This window comes from Stenotrophomonas sp. MYb57 (genome assembly GCF_002966815.1).
In the GTDB taxonomy this organism is placed as follows: domain Bacteria; phylum Pseudomonadota; class Gammaproteobacteria; order Xanthomonadales; family Xanthomonadaceae; genus Stenotrophomonas; species Stenotrophomonas indicatrix.
In genome coordinates, this window is sequence record NZ_CP023271.1 from 711,384 (window position 1) to 729,308 (window position 17,925).

Below are 17,925 nucleotides of genomic sequence, written 5' to 3' on the forward strand. Positions count from 1 at the left end.
CCGGTCTGCATGGCTGATGAAGAAGGTGAAGCCCTCCGGTACGAGTTCACCGCCGAACAGGCCCAGCAAGTGTTGACGGCGGCTATCGAGTGCCGCGCATCCACGCACGCCCAGCTGGCTCTTTCCACGAACGTTTGGCCTGTGGTGCTGGGCGATAGCAGTCGTGCCGGTTCACCGTTTGAAGCGTGGACCGAAGTAAAACAGCCCAATAGCTCGCTGCACGAGATCGAGCTGCCGGTGCCGATTACTGTGTTCGGCCACGAAACGCAACGAATCGCGGTGCTGTCCGAGGCGACGATGGCTATTCTTGAGCGTATTTCTCTCGAAGACATTTCAAGCCAGCTGGACATGAAGCCCTTGAGCGCCACGGATGCCCCGCATATCCACTTGCGCGAGCTGTCGCTACGCAACAGTGGCGATGATGGATTCTACGTGCGCTCGCTTACCGCATCTCGCATTGCCAGCCACCCTGGCGCGGTGCTGGTGGGATGTGAAGAGCGCTACGGCACTCGCACGGAGCAACTGCGCCGGCGGGGCAAGGAACCCGATACCGCATTCGCACCCGGCGTCGACATAAACACGGAGCTGGACGCGGTGCTCACCTGCAAGGCCGACGCGCTGCGAAACTATACTGCGGGCTGGGCAGTGCTCATGGGGCCGCTATCCACTGACCCGCGCTTCAAGGGCTGGAAGAGCGGAGAGGATGATGAAGGCAATCGCTGGTGGACACCCCCAGCGCCGATTGCCATTGCCGGAATGCCGGTGTCGCGCTTTGTAAAGCTTGGCCAGACCCTGTATGCCGAGCTTGATGGTGACATCGCTCCAGCACTGGCAGAACGGTGGGATCTACCGCCCTACGATGGCTGGGACGATGTTGCATTCGTCGGCTTCTACGATACCGATGCCGCCGCCGATGGCTGGCTTGAAGATCGCGCACGCATCGCGCGCGCCTTTCGTCCCGGCAAGACTCTGCATGGCTGCGAGTACCAGCAGAATCGCCAGGAGTTCGGAAAAACCCCGGACGATGACGATGCGTAGCCAGCGAGGATATAGCTAGCTAGCGGCGCCGTCAGGCAGCGTCAGCAGCATCTGTATCCACTCGTGCATGGGCGGCAGGTCCTGCGGGACCCATGCACGCTCATCATTTTCGCGTGCCATGGTCACGCGGGTGTTGTAGGTTCGCTTCGGCGCCCGCTGCAGCAGATCCATCCACACCCGGATCCCGACGAGGTCATCGTGCGCCATCTGCTCGCGAAGTTCGGGCGCGGGTGTGCCGTCCGAAAGTGCTGCGTAATCGGGCATCTGACAGCTGTAATCGACGATCGAAATCTGGACGCCATCGCGATCGCTGCGCTTGCTGTCGGTGCTGCGGCAGCGCGTCTGCCGCAGTGCTTCGGCCATGATCGGCGACAGTTCGCGGCCCAGGTGCGTCTGCGCGTCATCTTCCGGTGCTTCGCCGATCATCATCCGCTCCACCGTCGCCTCCCAGCGCTCGCTGAGCGGTGGCATGTCGATCATGGCCGAGACCTGTGCTGCCGCCTCTTCATCGCCTTCCAGCAGGTAGCGCGCGAACAGATCGAAGCTCTCCTCGGGCGAGGGCATGGGCGTCTGCGCCCCCGCCGAGGTGGCGACGAACATCAAGGCAAGCATTGATGGCAGATGCAGGCGGTTGCGCACGTCAGCGATCCCCGCCGGGCGGGTGCTCGTTCCATTCGAAGAACGGCAGGAAGGCATCGGCCAGTGTCCCCATCAGCGGCGAGGGGTCTGCCCGCCAGCGACCGCCGTGATCGCGTTCGAAGGCCAGCGTGACATTCCGCTCCCGATCCGGCGCATCGGCGAGCAGTTGCGTGTACGCCGCCGCCAGTGTCGGCGCCATCTGTGGCGGGTGCGGGCCATTGAACGGCACCGGGTGTTGCCGGTACACGGGCAGCAGCGCCGCCAGATCCGGCAGGGCGCAACGGTAGTCCACCAGGGCACTGTCACCGTCAGGCCCGTGCGGGTACTGCACGCTGTCGGTCGTGCATCGCACCGAGGCCTGCCGCGCACGCAGCGCGGCCGCCGCCTGCGGCCAATCGGCCATTTCCGGTGCGTCGTCCAGGTGGCTCACACCGGCCAGGGCCGCAGCGATGGCCACACCCTTGTCGCCTTGCATGTACTGCGCCAACGCACGCTGTGCAGGCGCATCGCCGTGCACGATCACCTGTGCAAACAGATCGAATACCTGCGCGTCCGGAAATGCCGCAGAACCTGCCCGCGCACTACTGAAGGCCAGCAGCAGCGCTGCCAGCCCCCATGTCTTCAACACGGCCCTCTCAGGCGCATTCGTCGGTCCACATCATCTCGGCCATCGGACGCAGTGCCTTGCACTCCTGCGTCATTTCCTCGGCCGACATCACCTGCGTCTTGGCCTTCAACTCTTCGGTCATCGCATCCACACCGCTGATCTGGTCCGGTGCGATCTTCGCCACGCAGCTGCGGTGCTGCTGCAGCAGCAGATCGCAGGCCGGCACGCCGGTCACCTTCGGTGCCTTGGCTGCTTCAACGTCCTGCATCCAGCCATCGAACGGCGCCAGCGCATCCAGCACCGGGCCCACCAGATCATCGAAGTTGCTGCTGTACCAGTAGCCCTTGTCCTTGGCGGTGTACAGGGTGAGGGTGCCGGTCACGGCCTTGCGCGGGCCACTCTGCAGGGCCTGGGTATAGGCCTCGGTGAAGCGCGCGCGCGGAGCCTTGTCCTCACCCGTCAGGCTGGCCAGGAACAACGGCTGCACGCTGCCCAGGTCGGCCAGCTGGCAGCTGAAATCAACCTTGGCGATCTTCTGGTCGTCCACGAATTCGTTGTCTTCCACCGTGCTGCGCGTGGCACGGCACTGCGAGGCCTTCAGCGCCTTGGCGTACATCGCTTCCGCCGCTGCCGGATCGCCCTTCACTCCGGCCACGGCCAGCACCGTCTGCCACGGCTCGGCCAGGGCCTGGGCCATCATGCCCGGCACCGGCGTTACCGAATCCTGGCCGTCGAAGGCCGGCTTCAATGCATCGTTGAGCGTACGCGTGGCGGCGGCATCGTCTTCCAGCAATGCGCGTGCGTACAGATCGAAGGTCTGTTCGGGGCTCAGCTGCGCCGGGGCGGCCGCGGCGAACAACGGGGCGCACAGCAGTGCGGTGGCCAGCAGGCCGCGGATCGGGGTCTTCATGACGGTGTTCCTGTTCCAGAGGGCGGCAAGCCTAGCGCAATTGTCATTGCATTCGATGGCGTGCCGCAGCCAAGCGTATTGCGCGCGACGGCCAACAAAAAACGGGCCCCTTGCGGAGCCCGTTCGATCGCACGACGAGGATCGGGCAATCAGAAGCTGGCGCGCACGCCGGCCGAGTACTGGGTGACGTCGCGGTAGCCGGAGATCTCGCCCACCAGGCCCCAGGTCCGGGTGAAGTTGATCTGGCCGCCAACGGTGCCGACCCAGGTGCCCTTGAATTCGTTGCCGCCGTCCATGTAACCGGCCTTGATCCAGGCTTCGGTCATGCGCGAAGGCTTGCCACGCAGGCCCATGGTGGCGCGCACCAGGTTGGTGTGGTCCTTCACGCTGAAGCGGCCGTAATCCACGTCCTTGACGGTGATTTCAGCCTGCTGGCGGACCCAGGCGATGTCGGCCGTGTAGTCGACGCGGTCGCTGAAGGGCATGTGGTAACCGATGCCCAGCTCCGGCTGGTTCAGCTTGAGCTTCATCGAGCCGTAGTCGTAGTCGTACGACTTGCTGGCGTAGTTCCAGCCGCCGAACACGTGCACCTGCTCGGCCAGCGCGATCGAACCGCGCACGTAGCCACCATCAACCTTCGGGTCGTTGAACACGTCGTCGTCGGTCTTGACCTGGGTCCAGCCGCCTTCGACGTAGGTGTAGCTCAGGGCGTCGGCGGAGGCCGAGAACGGGGCAGCGGCCAGCAGGGCGGCCACGATCAGGATCTTGCGCATGGGAATTCCTGTGAATTTCAGTCCATTGGCGGCCCACCTGTGCGGCAGTCCGTGGCGACCTCATGTCGTCCGACCGCCGATTTTAATGAAAGTTTTACGAAATGCGAGCGACGGCCGTCACAGGCTCGGACGCGCCCGGGTGGGTTCAGAGCCCCTTCCTGCGGAAAGGGATCCGACCCCGGGGCATCCGGCCCCGTTCAGCCCTTGCTGTTACACTTGGCGGGCCGGTTCGCCGGTACACAAACGTCTTCAGGGCGGGGTGCAATTCCCCACCGGCGGTAGGTGCGCAAGCACGAGCCCGCGAGCGCCCCGGCCTTACCGTCGGGGGTCAGCAGATCCGGTCCAATGCCGGAGCCGACGGTCATAGTCCGGATGAAAGAAGACGGTGCCACAGGGCCTTTGCGGCCCTGCGCCCGCCTGTTTGCCTTGCGGCGTTTTTCGCTCACTTTTCGCGGAGAACGTTACTTGTTTACTGGAATCATCGAAGGCGTCGGCCGTCTGGCCGCACGCGAATCCATCGGCGGCGATGTCCGCTTCACCTTCAACGTCGGCAACCTGCCGTTCGACAACGTGCAGATGGGCGAGAGCATCGCCATCAACGGCGTCTGTCTCACCGTCATCGCGTTCGACGCCGGCAGCTTCCAGGCCGATGCGTCCACCGAGACCCTGGGCCTGACCACGCTCGGCCAACTGGCCGAAGGTGCGGTCATCAACCTCGAACGTGCCATGCGCCCGACCGACCGCCTTGGCGGCCATCTGGTCAGCGGCCACGTCGACGGCCTCGGCCAGGTCCTGTCCATCCATGAAGATGCGCGTGCCCAGCGCTGGCGTTTCGCCGCGCCGGCCGCCCTGCGCCGCTACATCGCCAAGAAGGGCTCGATCTGCGTGGACGGCGTCAGCCTCACCGTCAACGAAGTGGATGACGAAGGCTTTGAAGTGGCGCTGATCCCGCACACCGTGGCCAATACCGCGTTCTCCGCCACCGGCGTGGGCAGCGCGGTGAACCTGGAAATTGACCTGGTCGCTCGTTATGTCGAGCGGTTGATCGGAGTGCCGACCAACGGTCAGCACCCACAGGGAGATACCCCATGAACTTCGCCCCCATTCCCGACATCCTGGAAGACATCCGCCTCGGTCGCATGGTCGTCATCGTCGATGACGAAGACCGCGAGAACGAAGGCGACCTGATCATGGCCGCCGAGCTGGTCAAGGCCAGCGACATCAACTTCATGGTCACCCATGGCCGCGGCCTGGTGTGCCTGCCGCTCACCCGCACCCGCGCCGCCGACCTCGGCCTGGCGCCGATGGTGCAGGCTAATACCGCGCAGTTCCAGACCAACTTCACCGTCAGCATCGAAGCGGCCGAGGGCGTGACCACCGGCATCTCGGCACACGACCGCGCGCACACCATCCGCACCGCGGTGAAGCCCAATGCCAAGCCGTCGGACCTGCACCAGCCGGGCCACATCTTCCCGCTGATTGCCCAGCCCGGTGGCGTGCTGACCCGCGCCGGCCACACCGAAGCCGGCGTCGACCTGGCCATGCTGGCCGGGCTGGAACCGGCCGGCGTGCTGGTGGAGATCCTCAACCCGGACGGCAGCATGGCGCGCCGCCCGGAGCTGGAAGTGTTCGCCCGCGAGCACGGCCTGAAGATGGGCTCCATCGCCGACCTGATCGCCTATCGCCTGGCCACCGAAAAGACCGTCGAGCGCGTGGACGAGCGTGATATCGACACCGAGTTCGGCCCGTTCAAGCTGGTCACCTACCGCGACCGCATCGCCCACGACCTGCATTTCGCCCTGGTCCGCGGCACCCCGGATGCGGACACGCCCACCCTGGTGCGCGTGCAGGTGGAAAACCCGCTGGCCGACCTGCTGCACTGGCGCCGCGATGACTTCGGCGTGGCGGCCACCGATGCCCTGCGCGCGATCGCCGCCGAAGGCAGTGGCGTGATGGTGGTGCTGTCGGCCCCGCGCGACGGCGAAGCGCTGTTGGCCCGCCTGCGCCAGCAGCCGGCGCCGGTGGTGCCGGGCAAGGACAAGGATGTGGGCCAGTGGCGCCGCAACGGTGCCGGCGCGCAGATCCTGTCCGACCTGGGCCTGGGCAAGCTGCGCGTGCTGGGCACGCCCCGCCGCCAGATCGGACTGGCCGGGTACGGCCTGGAAGTGGTGGAGACGGTCACCCCGTAACCCGCTCGGTGTGCCGACCAACGGTCGGCACCCACAAAGGGGCGGCCCACTGCAGCTGGTGGGTGCCGACCGTTGGTCGGCACGCCCCGGGCCCCCGCCAGCCACGGTCGGGGCCCATCCACGGTAGAATTACCCCTTAATCGAATCCCAAGCCGCATATGAGCCACTACGAAGGCGATCTTCGCACTCCCGAATCGGCGCGCTTCGCCATCCTGGCCAGCCGCTGGAACGCCCGCATCACCGATGTGCTGGTTGCTGGCGCCCGCCAGAGCCTGGCCGGCAACGGCATTGCCGAAGCCAACATCGACGTGATCCGCGTGCCGGGTGCCTGGGAGCTGCCGCTGGTCGCCGCGCGCCTGGCCGCCGCCCACGAACACGCCGCCATCCTCACCCTGGGCTGCGTGATCCGTGGCGACACCCGCCACTACGAACACGTGGCCGACCGCTGTGCCGAAGGCCTGATGCGCGTGCAGCTGGACTTCGGCGTGCCGGTGCTGAACGGCGTGCTGGCCGTGGAACGCGTGGAAGATGCCGAGGCCCGCGCAGGCGGCAGCCACGGCAACAAGGGCGAGGAAGTCGCGCTCGCCGCATTGGAAATGGTCAACCTTCTGGAGCAGCTGCCATGAACAAGAACACCCAGGGCAAGCCCTCCGGTAAACCCGTCCGCCGCGATGGCATCGATCCGGTGCTGCGCTCGCGCGCGCGCCGTCGTGCCGTGCAGGCCATCTATGCCTGGCAGATCTCCGGCGGCAACGGCCAGTCGCTGATCGCCCAGTTCGCCCACGAACAGGCCCGCGAAATCGCCGACCTGGCGTACTTCGAAGCGCTGGTGCATGGCGTGCTCGACAACCGTCGCGACATCGACGAAGCCTTCGGCCCGTACCTGGACCGTGGCATCGACGAAGTGGACGCGATCGAACGCGCCGTGCTGCGCCTGGCCGGTTACGAACTGCGTTACCGCCTGGACGTGCCGTACCGCGTGGTGATCAACGAAGCCATCGAATCGGCCAAGCGCTTCGGTTCCGAACATGGCCACACCTACGTCAACGGCGTGCTGGATCGTGCCGCCGTGGAATGGCGCAAGGTCGAATCGGGTCACTGACCCACCTGTGGTAATGCCGGCCGCTGGCCGGCAACTGCAGGGATTCTGAGGTTGCCGGCCTGCGGCCGGCACTACCGCCCACCGCGCACGGCGCGGCACGTACAAACGCGGGAGCGCCCCATGTCCCTGGCCGAATTCGCCCTCATCGACCGCATCCGCGCCCGCACCGTCGAGCGCGACGACATCGTGCTCGGCATCGGCGATGACGCCGCGCTGCTGCAGCCGCGCCCGAACGAGCAACTGGTGGTCACCGCCGACACGCTCAACAGCGGCGTGCATTTCCCGGCCGAGACCCCGGCGTTCGACATCGGCTGGAAGACGCTGGCCGTCAACCTGTCCGACCTCGCCGCGATGGGCGCGCGCCCGGCCTGGTGCACGCTGGCGCTGTCGCTGCCCGAAGCCAGCGAAGACTGGATCGATGCCTTCGCCGATGGCTTCTTCGCCCTGGCCGACCAGCACGACATCGCCCTGATCGGCGGTGACACCACGCGTGGCCCGCTGTCGCTGTCGGTTACCGCGATGGGCCAGGTGTCACGCGGCCAGGCGCTGCGTCGTGATCGCGCACAGATTGGCGATGACATCTGGGTCAGCGGCACCCTCGGCGATGCTGCCGGTGCGCTGCGCCTGTGGCAGCAGGGCGCATTGAACGTCACCGCCGCCACCCTGCTGGCGGACTACGAAACCCTGCGCCTGCGCCTGCTGCGTCCCACCCCACGCGTCACCCTGGGCCTGCGCCTGCGTGCATTCGCGCATGCCGCCGTGGACATCTCCGATGGCCTGCTGGCCGACCTGGGCCACATCGCCGCACGCAGCGGCGTACGCGCCGAAGTCGACGCCGATGCATTGCCGATGTCGTCGGCACTGCGCGAACTGCTCGGCCGCGATGGCGCCCGTGACTGCGCGCTGCACGGCGGCGACGACTACGAACTGTGCTTCACCGCCGCCGCCGACCAGCGCGACGCGCTGCACTACGTCGCCGAATCGCTGGACGTGCCGATCACCCGCATCGGCCGCATCATGGAAGGGCAGGGCGTGCACACCGAAGGCCACGACGGCCCGAGCGGATACGAGCATTTCGCCTGACACATGAGAACGCCGGGCATGGCCCGGCGCTACCGTGCTGCTCTGGTAGGTGCCAACCTTGGTTGGCACGGATGTGTCAGGCCTTCGTGCCCACACTGCGTCGACCAAGGTCGACGCCCACCAACGCGGGGCACATCGGCGTTGCCCGGCGTAACCTTTAAACGTGCGGAACGGGTGCGCCAAAACGGTTGCCGCCCGGCGTGCTGGGCAGCAGCAGGAACACCAGCAGCACCAAGCCTGCAAACGGGACCATTGCCAACAGCAGCCACCAGCCCGAGCGATCGGTATCGTGCAGGCGACGAACGGTGGCAGCAATGCCGGGCAATGCGAAGGCCAGCCACATCACCAAGCTCAGCCCGCTCGATGCCAGGATGAGGCCCTGAGAACCGCTGTAGCCGGCATAGAAACTCACAATGTATAGCGGGATCGAAACGATCACGATGAACAGCTGGAACCACCAGAACTCGCTGCGGCTGGCACGGCCACTGAACTGTGCATAGCGCTTCAGTGGAGCCATCATCTTGTGCATCGGTACACTCCTTGGAAAGAAGCGCGCACTATCGGCTCCAGGGTGGATATGAGCCATAGAAATCATTGCGAATGAGAGCGGCATTCAATTCAAGCAGGCGCTCCCCCATAGACCTCAACGTGAGGCGCTCACGCCACCCGCAACTGCGTACGCGCCGAAGTCGATGCCGATGCATTGCCGATGTCGTCGGTACTGCGCGCTGCACTACGTCGCCGAATCGCTGGACGTGCCGATCACCCGCACCATGGAAGGGCAGGGCGTGCATACGGGAGTGCACGACGGCCCGAGCGGAGACGAGCACTTCGCCTGAGTGCGGCAGGGATTTGTGTCCTGTCGGTACGCGGCTGCGGGCAGGGGGCCTTGGTGGCCGGCCATGCTGGCAGCACGGGCGATGAGCATTTAGGAATCCTCCGAATTCGCCGCTGCGCGCTTCGGCTTACAACTATTTTCATAGCCGGGCGTTTGACGCGACGACACACTTCACGCTCCTGAAAACGAGCGGTCCCATGTCACGTGTCGTCCATGTCCTGCTGCTGTGTGCGCTGGCTTTTCCCAGCCACGCCAGCGCACCGCAGATCAATGTCGGCGTCCTCTTCGACTACCTGCAGCCCGGCAGCAGCAACCTGCTCAAACGCATCCGCAATACCGGCGCCGGCACCGCCTACGTCCGGGTGGAAGTGGCAGAGATCGTTTTCGATGCCGATGACAAGCCCGTCGAAGTTCCGGTGGATGCGCCATCGCTGGTGCGCAACGCGCCTGGGGCGCATGGGGTCATCGCCAGTCCCAGTCGCCTGATCATCGCAGGCAACGGCCAGCAGGCCACACGTCTGGTGTATCGGGGCCTGCGCGACGAGGAACGCTACTACCGCCTGCGCTTCGTGCCGGTGGCGCCCAGTGCCGAGGAATTCTCGCTCAGCGAGGAACAGGCACAGCAGGCCGCAGAGCTTTCCTCGGCCATCCGCGTGTTCACCGGCTTCGGCACCGTGCTGTTCATCGCGCCACAACACCCGCGCTATGACACCCGCATCGAGTCCGGCCAGATCCACAACCACGGCAACGCCACCATTGTTCTGGAAAACCTGCGCCAGTGCGAGCGGGCCAAGGTCGACGTCTGTACGCCCGGAATCATCGTGCACGTACGCCCCGGCCGCTCTCACGTGCTGGCGTCTGACGATACGCATTTCATCCGTTACGACCTGAAGGAGGGCGAACGCCAGCGCAGCATCGACAGCCGCCGCTGACCGTCCGTCCCCCACCAACGCCATTGTCCCGCCCGGGCCCGCCAGGAGTCCGATGGGACAGCTTTGCCCTTGTCCTGGCTTTTGTACCCACTCACCCAGGAGTATCTGAATGTCCTTCTTGAAACACGCGATGGTGGCTGCGGCAGTCCTGCTCATCACCCCGGCCGTCAGCTTTGCGGCTACCGAAACCAAATCGATCACCGTCAATGTGTCGGCTGACGTGCCCAACGTTGCCGGCCTGCAGGTGTCCACGCCGGACGGCTGGGAAGGCCTGCCGCAGAATCTGCCGTGGGATACCGCACGCCAGGTGCTCGGCGAACTGACCGGTCGCGTGATCAACGTGAAGTCGCCGGCTGCCATCACCGCCTATCTGTCTGCCCCGGCGCAGATGGCATCGGCCGCGGACGTCGTGGATCTGGCGGTGAAACTGGACAACGTGGTCGTGCCGGCAACGGCCGCCGCCAAGATCACCGTTGCCAACGCAGCCCAGGCCGCATCCGGCAAGTCTCTGGCCTTCGCCATCGCGCCTACCGAACCGGGCGGCGGTTACAAGCAGGGTACTTACGGCGGTCAGTTCCACATGATCTTCGAAAGCGACATCTGACGCCTGCCGAGCTCTGTGCCTTCCTGCCCCACCGCGCGTGCGGCAGGAGGGCCAATGTCATCTATGCGCCTCTCACACCTACCTCCGCGACCGATTCCGATGCGACTGGCTGTTGCCATTGCCGCCATGCTTGCTGCTGCCTCGGCGCAGGCGACCGCAGGCGCGCCAGACGCACAGGTCAGCCTGCTGGAGCAGCGCGACCGCATGCCTGCGGAGTTCCGCGAGCATCTGTTCGGCAATCCGCTGACCGTACGCGTGGAACTGGACGGGCAGTACCTGGGCGACGCCGAAGTACTGCTGCATGAAGACAACCGCGTACAGCTGATCGGCTTCGTCGAAAGCAACGACAGCCCGTGGCCGCAGAGCGAGCGCACGCGCTGGGCCGAGCAGCTGGCCGAACCGCTGCCGCTTGGCATATGCGCGCCGCAGTGCCGTGGCCTGGCCGCGCTGCACTACAGTCTGGCCAATTCGCTGCTGAGCCTGTTGACGCCGGCAACTGCCAGTGCGGAACAACGCAACATTGCCCTGCCGGCGTCCGGCAGCCATGGCTTGATCGTACGTAACAGCCTGGCCGTGCATGGCGGCCAGGACCAGCCGGCCAGCGCCCGTTACAGCGCTGAACTGAGTGGCAGCATCGGTCTGTGGAGCACGGTTGGCAGCTACCAGTACTACGCCCAACCCGGCAGCACGGAGCACTATCTCAGTGCGTTGTATGCACAACGCGAGCTCGGCGATCATTTCGTCCGCGCGGGCTATTTCCTGCCCACGTTCGAGGGCATCATCCGCCAGCCACGCGCGCCGGGTACGCAGAATGACACCGCGCTGGGGGTGATGTTCGGTTCGTCGGATGTACTGCTGGCCGATACGCGCAGCGCCAGCGTCTATCCGGTCTATGTCACCGCCAACCGCGAGGGTGTGGTGGAGATTCTGCGCGACGGCAACCTGCTGGCCACACAGGCCGTGAAGCCGGGCGTGCAGGAGATCGACACGCGTCGCCTGCCAGGCGGCATCTACGACGTGGTGCTGCGGGTCATTGAAGACGGCCAGGAGGCCTCGCGCGAAACCGCCTCGATCCACAAACCCAGCCGTTGGCGTGATCCCACCCGGCGCTGGCGCTACAGCGCGTTCGCCGGCCAGCAGCGCAGCCTGCTCGACAGCGATCGTTCAATGCAGGAAGGCGAGATCGCCGCCGGTGCCGTGGTCAACTACCTGCTGCACCCGCGCGCAGTGGCCGGTGCCACCGTGCAGCAGATCGGCACGCGCCGCGCCACCGGCCTGTCGATGGACTGGCAGGCCAGTGATCGCTTCAGCGCCTACACCAATTTCTACACCTCCAGCGATGCCGGGCGCGGCGTGGATCTGCAGGGACTGTATCGCTACCGTGCCGGTTCGGTGGTCGCCAACCACGCGCGCAGCTGGGCAGAGCAGCGTCATCGGCTGCCCGCCAGCGAGGGTGCGCCGCCACGTTGGGAAACCCGGGGAGGCTGGCAGGACACCACGGCCGTATCGATCACCCATCGCTTCAGTCACCGCGACAATGCCAGCCTGCGTGTGGCCCGCAGTTCCGGCTTCACCCGTGGCACCGGCATCGACGTTTCCTACGGTCGCCGCGAGACCCTGTTCGGCAGGCATGACGTCAACTGGCGTGTCTCGGCCTACGACCGTCCGGGCAGCCGCTTCACCCACTATCGCCGCCAGCGCGGCATCGATCTGACCGTCAGCGTGTCACTCGGCAGCGAGCGCCGCAGCTACAGCGGCAGCCTGGGCAGCCGGACCGGCGAAGCCGGCCAGCGCGACGGCTACGTCACCGCGGTCGCCACCCAGCGTGTGGATGGGAAGATCCTGCGCAGCGTCAATGGCATGGTCACAGCTGAACGCAGCGGCATTGGCGCCGGCGCCGGCGCCTATCTGCAGAGCCCACTGCTGGAAGGCGATGTGCAGCTGTATCGCGGTGCCGGTTCCGGCCACGTTGGCGGCAGCGCCAACCTGGACAGCACCTTGGTGATCGGGGGAGGACATGCTGCCGTGCTGGGCCAGGGACGCAGCGGCAGCGTGGACACCGGCATCATCGTCGACGTGCGCAGTGACTTCCCCGATATCACGCTGCGTGCCGACGATAGTCGTGGCGGTGGCGTGCAGCTGCGTCCGGGACGCAACTTCGTTCCGGTCACCGCCTATCGTGCGGGACAGGTGCAGTTCGACTTCGACGGCCGGCACGCACCTGCGGCGGCGCTGCAGCCGTCGACCATCAGCTACCACCTCAACAAGGGCGGCGTGGTGCACGCCACGGTGGATGTACTGCGCACCTTCACCGTGATGGGGCAGGTACTGGATGCCGATGGCAATGGCATGCGCGGGGTGCAGGTGATCAACCACGCCGGCCGCAGCGTCAGCCAGGAAGAAGGCTTCTTCACCCTTGAACTCAGCGCACGCGCGCCGGTGGTGGAGCTGCGCTACCCGAACCTGATCAGCTGTGTGCTGACCATGGAAGAGGGCCGTCATCCGCGCGAAGGCGATGTACTGATGGTGGGCGGCATCGGTTGTCCGCCGTCGGTGGTCGCGCACTAGCCCATTGTTCCGACGAACCAGGCAGGTCTAAAGCATGACTATTGGCATCCGGCTGTTCCCGTTGCTGGCCGTAATGGCGGCGTTGCCTGCCACCGCACAGGTGGTGGACGTCAACGTTACCGGCGAATTCAGGCCCAACGCCCTGGATCCGGGCGATACCGCATTCCGCAACACGACACCCCGGGGCAGCTTCTGCAACTGGAGGCCGGCCGAATGCGATAGAAACGGGGCGTATATCTTCGATCTAGGCAACCGCGAGTACTGGCGCAAGGAAGGGCCGAGCGACGACACGTCAAGGCGTGATACCACCTACATCCGCTTCCCGCCGCCGCGTACGATCACCCTGCAGGAGGTGTCGAGCGGACGCACCTTCGAGGCGACCATCAGCTTTGCGGCGCTGTCCATGCGCATCAACTTCGGTGGTGGCGCCGATCCCTGGTACCACGGCGTCAGTGGAGGTTGCACGGCCATCCGCGGCGCCGGTGGGGTTGGATTTTCGCTGGGTGGTTGGGCGGCGCGGACGCCAGCCAGCCCCACCGAGTGCTACAGCACCAACACGCGGTATGCCCGCACCTACTCCTACAGGAACGTGGGGCTCGGCATCCACGTCAACCTGCCCAATGCAATGACGCTGCAGGACGGCCGTTACGTGGCCCAGGAAACGTGGACCACCGGCGGCGCCGGGGCCGACATCGATCTGGGCGACAACATCACCGGTGTCGAGGCCGTGCGCATGAACTTCGTGTTCGATGTGATCCACGACTTCCAGGTGCGCTTCGCCACCGAGGCGCCGCGCGTACAGTTGGCGCCCGAAGGAGGCTGGTCGCCCTGGATCGATCATGGCACTGCGCCGGCGAGGCTGCGCCAGGAGCTGCCCTTTCATCTGACCACGTCGATGGACTTCAGCATGAAGCTGCGCTGCCAGCACCACGTCGGCGACCAGTGCGGTATTCATGATCCGCAGGCGGACAAGCAGGTGCCGGTGGAGGTGGACGTCACCCTTCCGGGCATGAACAACCTGCGCGATGGCCGCCCGGCGCAGAACACCGTACTGCTGGCCGATGACGGTCAGGCACCGCGCTTCACGCCCGATGGTTACCTGATGCAGCGCCGTTCGACCCTGCGCTTCACCGCCGGGCGTGACGCGGTGCTGGAGATGGTGAAGACACCGGGCTCGCGCTGGGAAGGAGACATGACCGTGTTGTTCGACGCCAATCCCTGAGCCTGGGGCAGGGATTGGCGTGGTCGAGGTGCCGCGGAAGCTGGCTACGCCGCCCGCAACTGCACATCCACATACTCGGCCAGCCCACGGCAGGCCAATAGCAGCCCTTCGCGCACGTCATCGCCCACCTGCTGGTCGGCATCGCCGTCCACGCGCACGCGCTCGATGGCGTGCAGCAGTTCCAGCAGCAAGGTCAGCCCGGCATTGGCGCGGTCGATGCGTGCCATCGCGAAACCAAAGCACTGCTTGCGTCCTTTGTCTGGCCAGGGCTGGCCATCGGCGGCGTCCACGTCGCGGATGCGCTGCAGGCAGCTGAGCAGGGTGATGCCTTCGTCGGCGTGGGCGCGCATCGTGCTGCCCAATGTGGTTTCCAGTGCTTTGGCCAGATCATCCGGCAGGCGTTCGACGGCGTCGCCCAGTGTGGCGAACAGATAGGGATAGAGCGAAGAAGTCATGGCGGCGTCCTTGAGTGTGAAGCAAGGGGCCGCCCTCGCGCTGGGCGAGGGCGGCGGACGGTGCGTGGTTGCAATACCGGAGGTTGATGTAGAAACGCCGGCGGGTACGAGACCCCCACGCACCGCCCGCCATAGGGCACGGACGGATTGCCTGCCGACGCCGCCCAACAAGGAAAGAGCGACGCCGACAGGCAAGCGTAAACAACACATCAACCTAACGGGATTGCAAGCCCGTGCCACCCGTTGTCGGTGGCGCGCCATGATGTGCATGCAGGTGCTGCTATACCAATCAGAAAAGTTTCAATTTCGAAAACATTGCAGACGCATATCGAACGCGCTGCGCAAAGCCGAGCACGCCTGCGCGTGCCAGTTGCGACATTTGTTGTGGAGCCGAGCGCATGCTCGGCGCTACAGAAAGCAGAACGGCGCCGGATCTCTCCGGCGCCGTTCGTGTTTACATCACCACTTGTAGGCGACGCTGAGGTTCGCCGTCGCTTCGCGGTAGCCACTGTCACCACGCATCACCCCGAACCCGCCCCATGCGCTCAGCCCGGAACGGAATTCCAGGCGCGCACCCGCGCTCAGTTCATAGCGGTTGCGCGGGATGCCGGCCTTCAGCACTTCGTCGTCGAAGCCGATGCCATTGCCGACACCATCGCGGTACCAGTTGGCCGCCAGATACGGGCTGACCGAGGCACCCGCCGCCGAGTGGCCTTCACCCTGCAGGCGCAGGCCAGCACGACCGGACAGGCCGCTGTTGCCCGCTGCGCGCACCACGGTGCCGTTGGTTTCGGTATGCACGTCGGTCTTCGCATCGGTGTAGACCAGTTGCAGTTCCGGCTGAAGGCTCAGCGTCGTGCTGCCGATCTGGCCGATGCCGAAGCGGTAACCGGCCTCCAGCGACGACTGCCAGAGATCCGAGTCGTAGCGCTCCTCGGCCAGGCCTTCGCCCTGCACGCGGTTGCGGAACTGGCCGCGCTGCACGCTGGCATCCACGTACATGGCATCGTTGGCCCAGTTGCCATACACGCCCAGCGCGCCGCCTTCCACCTTGCCGCGTGCGCTGAAACCAGTCACGTCCGAGCGCGAGGTGGCGCTGCTACGTGCAGCGGTACCCATCACGCCCACGCGGCCACGGCCGTCATCGAACACCCCCACGTCCGCACCCAGCTGCAGGCGCGAGCGGTCCACGCGCAGGTCGAGCTGGTCATCCACCGCACCCAGCTTGCTATGCGTGGCATCCACCCGGGCCCAGCCGCGGATGCCATCCGCCGCAGCGGCGCCGCCCTGGCGGTCGCGCCAGGTGTGGCGCAGCATCTGGTCCATGGCGAACTGGTTGGCCAGGTAGGCACCGGCTTCCGGGCGCAACACCGGCGGCGGCGGATCAACTGGATCAACTGGATCAACCGGGTCGATCGGCGTGCACTCCGGCAGGGTCGGATCGACCACGCACGGATCAGGGCCGGCGCCCGTCTGCGAGCGCAGATACCAGTTGCCGTTGGCGTCCTTCACCAGGAAGTACTCGTATTGCCCGCCCACGGCGCGGCCGACCAGGTCGAACTGCGCGTTCGACGCACCACCGATATCGATCAGCTCGATGCCGCGGTCGGTCTTGCCGCCAGCGCCGCCGGCATTGAGCACGCGCACGTTGGCCTGGCCGTTGGCATCGCCGTTGATGACCAGCTTGTCGGTCAGCGAGCTGTCATCGCCCAGGTGGGTGTTGAACAGCAGGGTGCCGCCCGTGCCATCGAAGCTGTCGACGGTAAGGGTGTTGAACGTGCTGGCATTGCCCAGTGCCACGGTGCCGGTGTTGCCCAGCGCGAGGTGGCCGACGTTGCTGTCGCCGGTCATCAGCCAGGTGCTGTCGCTGTCGATGCTGGCGCTGGTGACGTTGAGGAAACGGCCGTCGATCTGCGCCTTGTTGCGCAGGGCGACGTCGACCTTGGCGGTGGGGGCGCTGGCAAGGTCCAAGGTGACGTTGCCGGCCAAACGGGCGTCATCCACATTGAAGTTGACGTCGGTACGCGAGGTGACCACGCCGATGTCGCGGCCCACCAGCAGCAGGTTGCCATCGCCGCCGATCAGCTGCGCCCCATTGGCCACGGTGATGTCGTAGGTATTGTCAGCGGCTGCATTGACCCGGATGGCAGCGCCGCGACCAGATTGCAGGGTGGAGTTATCGATGTTCAGACGGAGGCGTTGATCCGGATTGACTTCGCCCCAGAGCACCGCGCCGATATTGGATGCATCCACACGCGAGCCGTTGACGATATCCATCTGCCCGAACTGGATCCGCACGCCAACGCCGTTGGCGACATCGCGGCTGGCGACTGGGGCGTCTTCCACGTAGATGGTGGTGTCGTTGATGGTCGCCTTGGGGCTGGCAACACCGACTCCTGTTGCCGAGCTTGCCAGGTCGACGCCGACCGAAAGGGCCTCGCCAGGGCGCAACGAGGCAGGGGTCACGGAGATCGAGCTCTGCCACAGGACGGCCTCCGTGGTGCCACCATTCAACCCGATGCCCCCAAAGATCCGGCTTCGGGCCAGAGCGAGATACGCCGAGTCGTTCAGCGTAATGGCTCTCTGACTGGTTCCACTACGGGTTACCACGGCCTCCCGGATGTTCAGCTCGGAGGTGTCGTCAGCCACGATCTGCAGCGTCTGCCCACCGTCCACCTGCAGGTACGAGCCATTGACCAGCGTCCAGGCCTCGACCGGGTCGCCTGCAGATACGTCGGCGCGCTGGTTGTCCAGATCACCGGCCAGCGCCATGCCGGCGGGGAAGGTTCCCAGGGCCAGCAGCAGGCCGCGTGCCAGCGGGCGCAGGGGCAGTGAGGTGGCTGCAGAAAGGAAGTGGCTCATGGATAGTGTCCTTTGCGAAGGAAATCGGTGGAGACGGCATCGACCCTTTGCCCCGCCCGTTCAGCCGGGTGACGTATACGCCTTCGATCTGTGAAAGCGGAGT

General features: G+C 65.8%; 18 protein-coding genes and 1 riboswitch. Of the genes, 11 read left to right on the top strand and 7 right to left on the bottom strand.

From position 1 onward, the window contains the following. Positions 1-9: 9 nt before the first annotated feature. Positions 10-1,038 (top strand): hypothetical protein, encoded by a 1,029-nt coding sequence (locus CLM74_RS03170; RefSeq protein WP_234003413.1) that lies wholly within the window; start codon positions 10-12, stop codon positions 1,036-1,038. 15 nt (positions 1,039-1,053) lie between these two features. Here CLM74_RS03170 and CLM74_RS03175 read toward each other — a convergent pair whose 3' ends face one another. The 4 genes from CLM74_RS03175 to CLM74_RS03190 all read right to left on the bottom strand — a co-directional run bounded on the left by CLM74_RS03175 (position 1,054) and on the right by CLM74_RS03190 (position 3,967). After that, entirely contained in the window at positions 1,054-1,677 is a 624-nt protein-coding gene (locus CLM74_RS03175) for a hypothetical protein (RefSeq protein ID WP_059065999.1), read from the bottom strand. 1 nt (position 1,678) lies between these two features. Next, complete coding sequence (locus CLM74_RS03180; RefSeq protein WP_105163440.1) at positions 1,679-2,305, bottom strand: hypothetical protein; 627 nt, start codon at positions 2,303-2,305, stop codon at positions 1,679-1,681. A 7-nt stretch (positions 2,306-2,312) separates the two neighbouring features. Further along, the gene (locus CLM74_RS03185; protein ID WP_105163441.1) at positions 2,313-3,194 is read right to left on the bottom strand and encodes a hypothetical protein; all 882 of its coding nucleotides are present in this window, start codon (positions 3,192-3,194) and stop codon (positions 2,313-2,315) included. 149 nt (positions 3,195-3,343) lie between these two features. Beyond that, positions 3,344-3,967 (bottom strand): outer membrane beta-barrel protein, encoded by a 624-nt coding sequence (locus CLM74_RS03190; protein ID WP_105163442.1) that lies wholly within the window; start codon positions 3,965-3,967, stop codon positions 3,344-3,346. Between the two features lie 241 nt (positions 3,968-4,208). After that, positions 4,209-4,355: riboswitch (FMN riboswitch) on the top strand. Positions 4,356-4,432: 77 nt separating this feature from the next. Between CLM74_RS03190 and CLM74_RS03195 the strand changes: the two genes are divergently transcribed. From CLM74_RS03195 to thiL, 5 genes are all read left to right on the top strand, one after another. Then, a complete protein-coding gene (locus tag CLM74_RS03195) occupies positions 4,433-5,059 on the top strand; it encodes a riboflavin synthase (protein WP_105163443.1) in 627 nt (208 codons plus the stop codon). Beyond that, complete coding sequence (gene ribB, locus CLM74_RS03200) at positions 5,056-6,156, top strand: 3,4-dihydroxy-2-butanone-4-phosphate synthase (RefSeq protein WP_032978962.1); 1,101 nt, start codon at positions 5,056-5,058, stop codon at positions 6,154-6,156. Before CLM74_RS03195 ends, ribB begins: the two co-directional genes overlap by 4 nt. Before the next feature lie 158 nt (positions 6,157-6,314). Beyond that, the gene (gene ribH, locus CLM74_RS03205; RefSeq protein WP_025876639.1) at positions 6,315-6,782 is read left to right on the top strand and encodes a 6,7-dimethyl-8-ribityllumazine synthase; all 468 of its coding nucleotides are present in this window, start codon (positions 6,315-6,317) and stop codon (positions 6,780-6,782) included. Next, a complete protein-coding gene (gene nusB, locus CLM74_RS03210; protein WP_025876637.1) occupies positions 6,779-7,258 on the top strand; it encodes a transcription antitermination factor NusB in 480 nt (159 codons plus the stop codon). Before ribH ends, nusB begins: the two co-directional genes overlap by 4 nt. A 120-nt stretch (positions 7,259-7,378) precedes the next feature. Beyond that, positions 7,379-8,341 (top strand): thiamine-phosphate kinase, encoded by a 963-nt coding sequence (thiL, locus tag CLM74_RS03215; protein WP_051562411.1) that lies wholly within the window; start codon positions 7,379-7,381, stop codon positions 8,339-8,341. Positions 8,342-8,498: 157 nt separating this feature from the next. Here thiL and CLM74_RS03220 read toward each other — a convergent pair whose 3' ends face one another. After that, positions 8,499-8,870: a DUF805 domain-containing protein gene (locus CLM74_RS03220; protein WP_025876633.1), complete on the bottom strand. Its 372-nt coding sequence runs from the start codon at positions 8,868-8,870 to the stop codon at positions 8,499-8,501. A gap of 169 nt (positions 8,871-9,039) precedes the next feature. Here CLM74_RS03220 and CLM74_RS03225 point away from each other — a divergent pair, with 169 nt between their 5' ends. The 5 genes from CLM74_RS03225 to CLM74_RS03245 all read left to right on the top strand — a co-directional run bounded on the left by CLM74_RS03225 (position 9,040) and on the right by CLM74_RS03245 (position 14,505). Then, complete coding sequence (locus CLM74_RS03225; RefSeq protein ID WP_234003414.1) at positions 9,040-9,180, top strand: hypothetical protein; 141 nt, start codon at positions 9,040-9,042, stop codon at positions 9,178-9,180. Between the two features lie 196 nt (positions 9,181-9,376). Then, on the top strand, positions 9,377-10,111 hold the full coding sequence (locus CLM74_RS03230) for a CS1 fimbrial subunit B flags: Precursor (protein ID WP_105163444.1): 735 nt from the start codon (positions 9,377-9,379) through the stop codon (positions 10,109-10,111). Between the two features lie 109 nt (positions 10,112-10,220). After that, complete coding sequence (locus tag CLM74_RS03235) at positions 10,221-10,715, top strand: CS1 type fimbrial major subunit (protein WP_234003415.1); 495 nt, start codon at positions 10,221-10,223, stop codon at positions 10,713-10,715. Positions 10,716-10,814: 99 nt separating this feature from the next. Then, on the top strand, positions 10,815-13,283 hold the full coding sequence (locus CLM74_RS03240) for a TcfC E-set like domain-containing protein (RefSeq protein ID WP_234003416.1): 2,469 nt from the start codon (positions 10,815-10,817) through the stop codon (positions 13,281-13,283). 34 nt (positions 13,284-13,317) lie between these two features. Further along, the gene (locus CLM74_RS03245) at positions 13,318-14,505 is read left to right on the top strand and encodes a hypothetical protein (RefSeq protein ID WP_059066007.1); all 1,188 of its coding nucleotides are present in this window, start codon (positions 13,318-13,320) and stop codon (positions 14,503-14,505) included. Positions 14,506-14,549: 44 nt separating this feature from the next. On the opposite strand, the gene CLM74_RS03250 is transcribed toward CLM74_RS03245, so the two are convergent. Together CLM74_RS03250 and CLM74_RS03255 are read right to left on the bottom strand one after the other, a co-directional pair. Then, positions 14,550-14,960, bottom strand: a complete 411-nt coding sequence (locus tag CLM74_RS03250; RefSeq protein ID WP_105163446.1) for a hypothetical protein — start codon at positions 14,958-14,960, stop codon at positions 14,550-14,552. A 459-nt stretch (positions 14,961-15,419) separates the two neighbouring features. Then, entirely contained in the window at positions 15,420-17,822 is a 2,403-nt protein-coding gene (locus CLM74_RS03255) for an autotransporter outer membrane beta-barrel domain-containing protein (RefSeq protein WP_105163447.1), read from the bottom strand. Positions 17,823-17,925: the final 103 nt, after the last annotated feature.

Coding starts and splice junctions, on each gene's coding strand:
- CLM74_RS03250 (WP_105163446.1), bottom strand. CDS start 14,960: ATGACTTCTTCGCTCTATCCCTATCTGTTCGCCACACTGGGCGACGCC.
- CLM74_RS03255 (WP_105163447.1), bottom strand. CDS start 17,822: ATGAGCCACTTCCTTTCTGCAGCCACCTCACTGCCCCTGCGCCCGCTG.
- CLM74_RS03230 (WP_105163444.1), top strand. CDS start 9,377: ATGTCACGTGTCGTCCATGTCCTGCTGCTGTGTGCGCTGGCTTTTCCC.
- ribB (WP_032978962.1), top strand. CDS start 5,056: ATGAACTTCGCCCCCATTCCCGACATCCTGGAAGACATCCGCCTCGGT.
- CLM74_RS03235 (WP_234003415.1), top strand. CDS start 10,221: ATGTCCTTCTTGAAACACGCGATGGTGGCTGCGGCAGTCCTGCTCATC.
- CLM74_RS03245 (WP_059066007.1), top strand. CDS start 13,318: ATGACTATTGGCATCCGGCTGTTCCCGTTGCTGGCCGTAATGGCGGCG.
- CLM74_RS03225 (WP_234003414.1), top strand. CDS start 9,040: ATGCATTGCCGATGTCGTCGGTACTGCGCGCTGCACTACGTCGCCGAA.
- CLM74_RS03240 (WP_234003416.1), top strand. CDS start 10,815: ATGCGACTGGCTGTTGCCATTGCCGCCATGCTTGCTGCTGCCTCGGCG.
- CLM74_RS03170 (WP_234003413.1), top strand. CDS start 10: ATGGCTGATGAAGAAGGTGAAGCCCTCCGGTACGAGTTCACCGCCGAA.
- thiL (WP_051562411.1), top strand. CDS start 7,379: ATGTCCCTGGCCGAATTCGCCCTCATCGACCGCATCCGCGCCCGCACC.
- nusB (WP_025876637.1), top strand. CDS start 6,779: ATGAACAAGAACACCCAGGGCAAGCCCTCCGGTAAACCCGTCCGCCGC.
- CLM74_RS03190 (WP_105163442.1), bottom strand. CDS start 3,967: ATGCGCAAGATCCTGATCGTGGCCGCCCTGCTGGCCGCTGCCCCGTTC.
- CLM74_RS03185 (WP_105163441.1), bottom strand. CDS start 3,194: ATGAAGACCCCGATCCGCGGCCTGCTGGCCACCGCACTGCTGTGCGCC.
- CLM74_RS03220 (WP_025876633.1), bottom strand. CDS start 8,870: ATGCACAAGATGATGGCTCCACTGAAGCGCTATGCACAGTTCAGTGGC.
- ribH (WP_025876639.1), top strand. CDS start 6,315: ATGAGCCACTACGAAGGCGATCTTCGCACTCCCGAATCGGCGCGCTTC.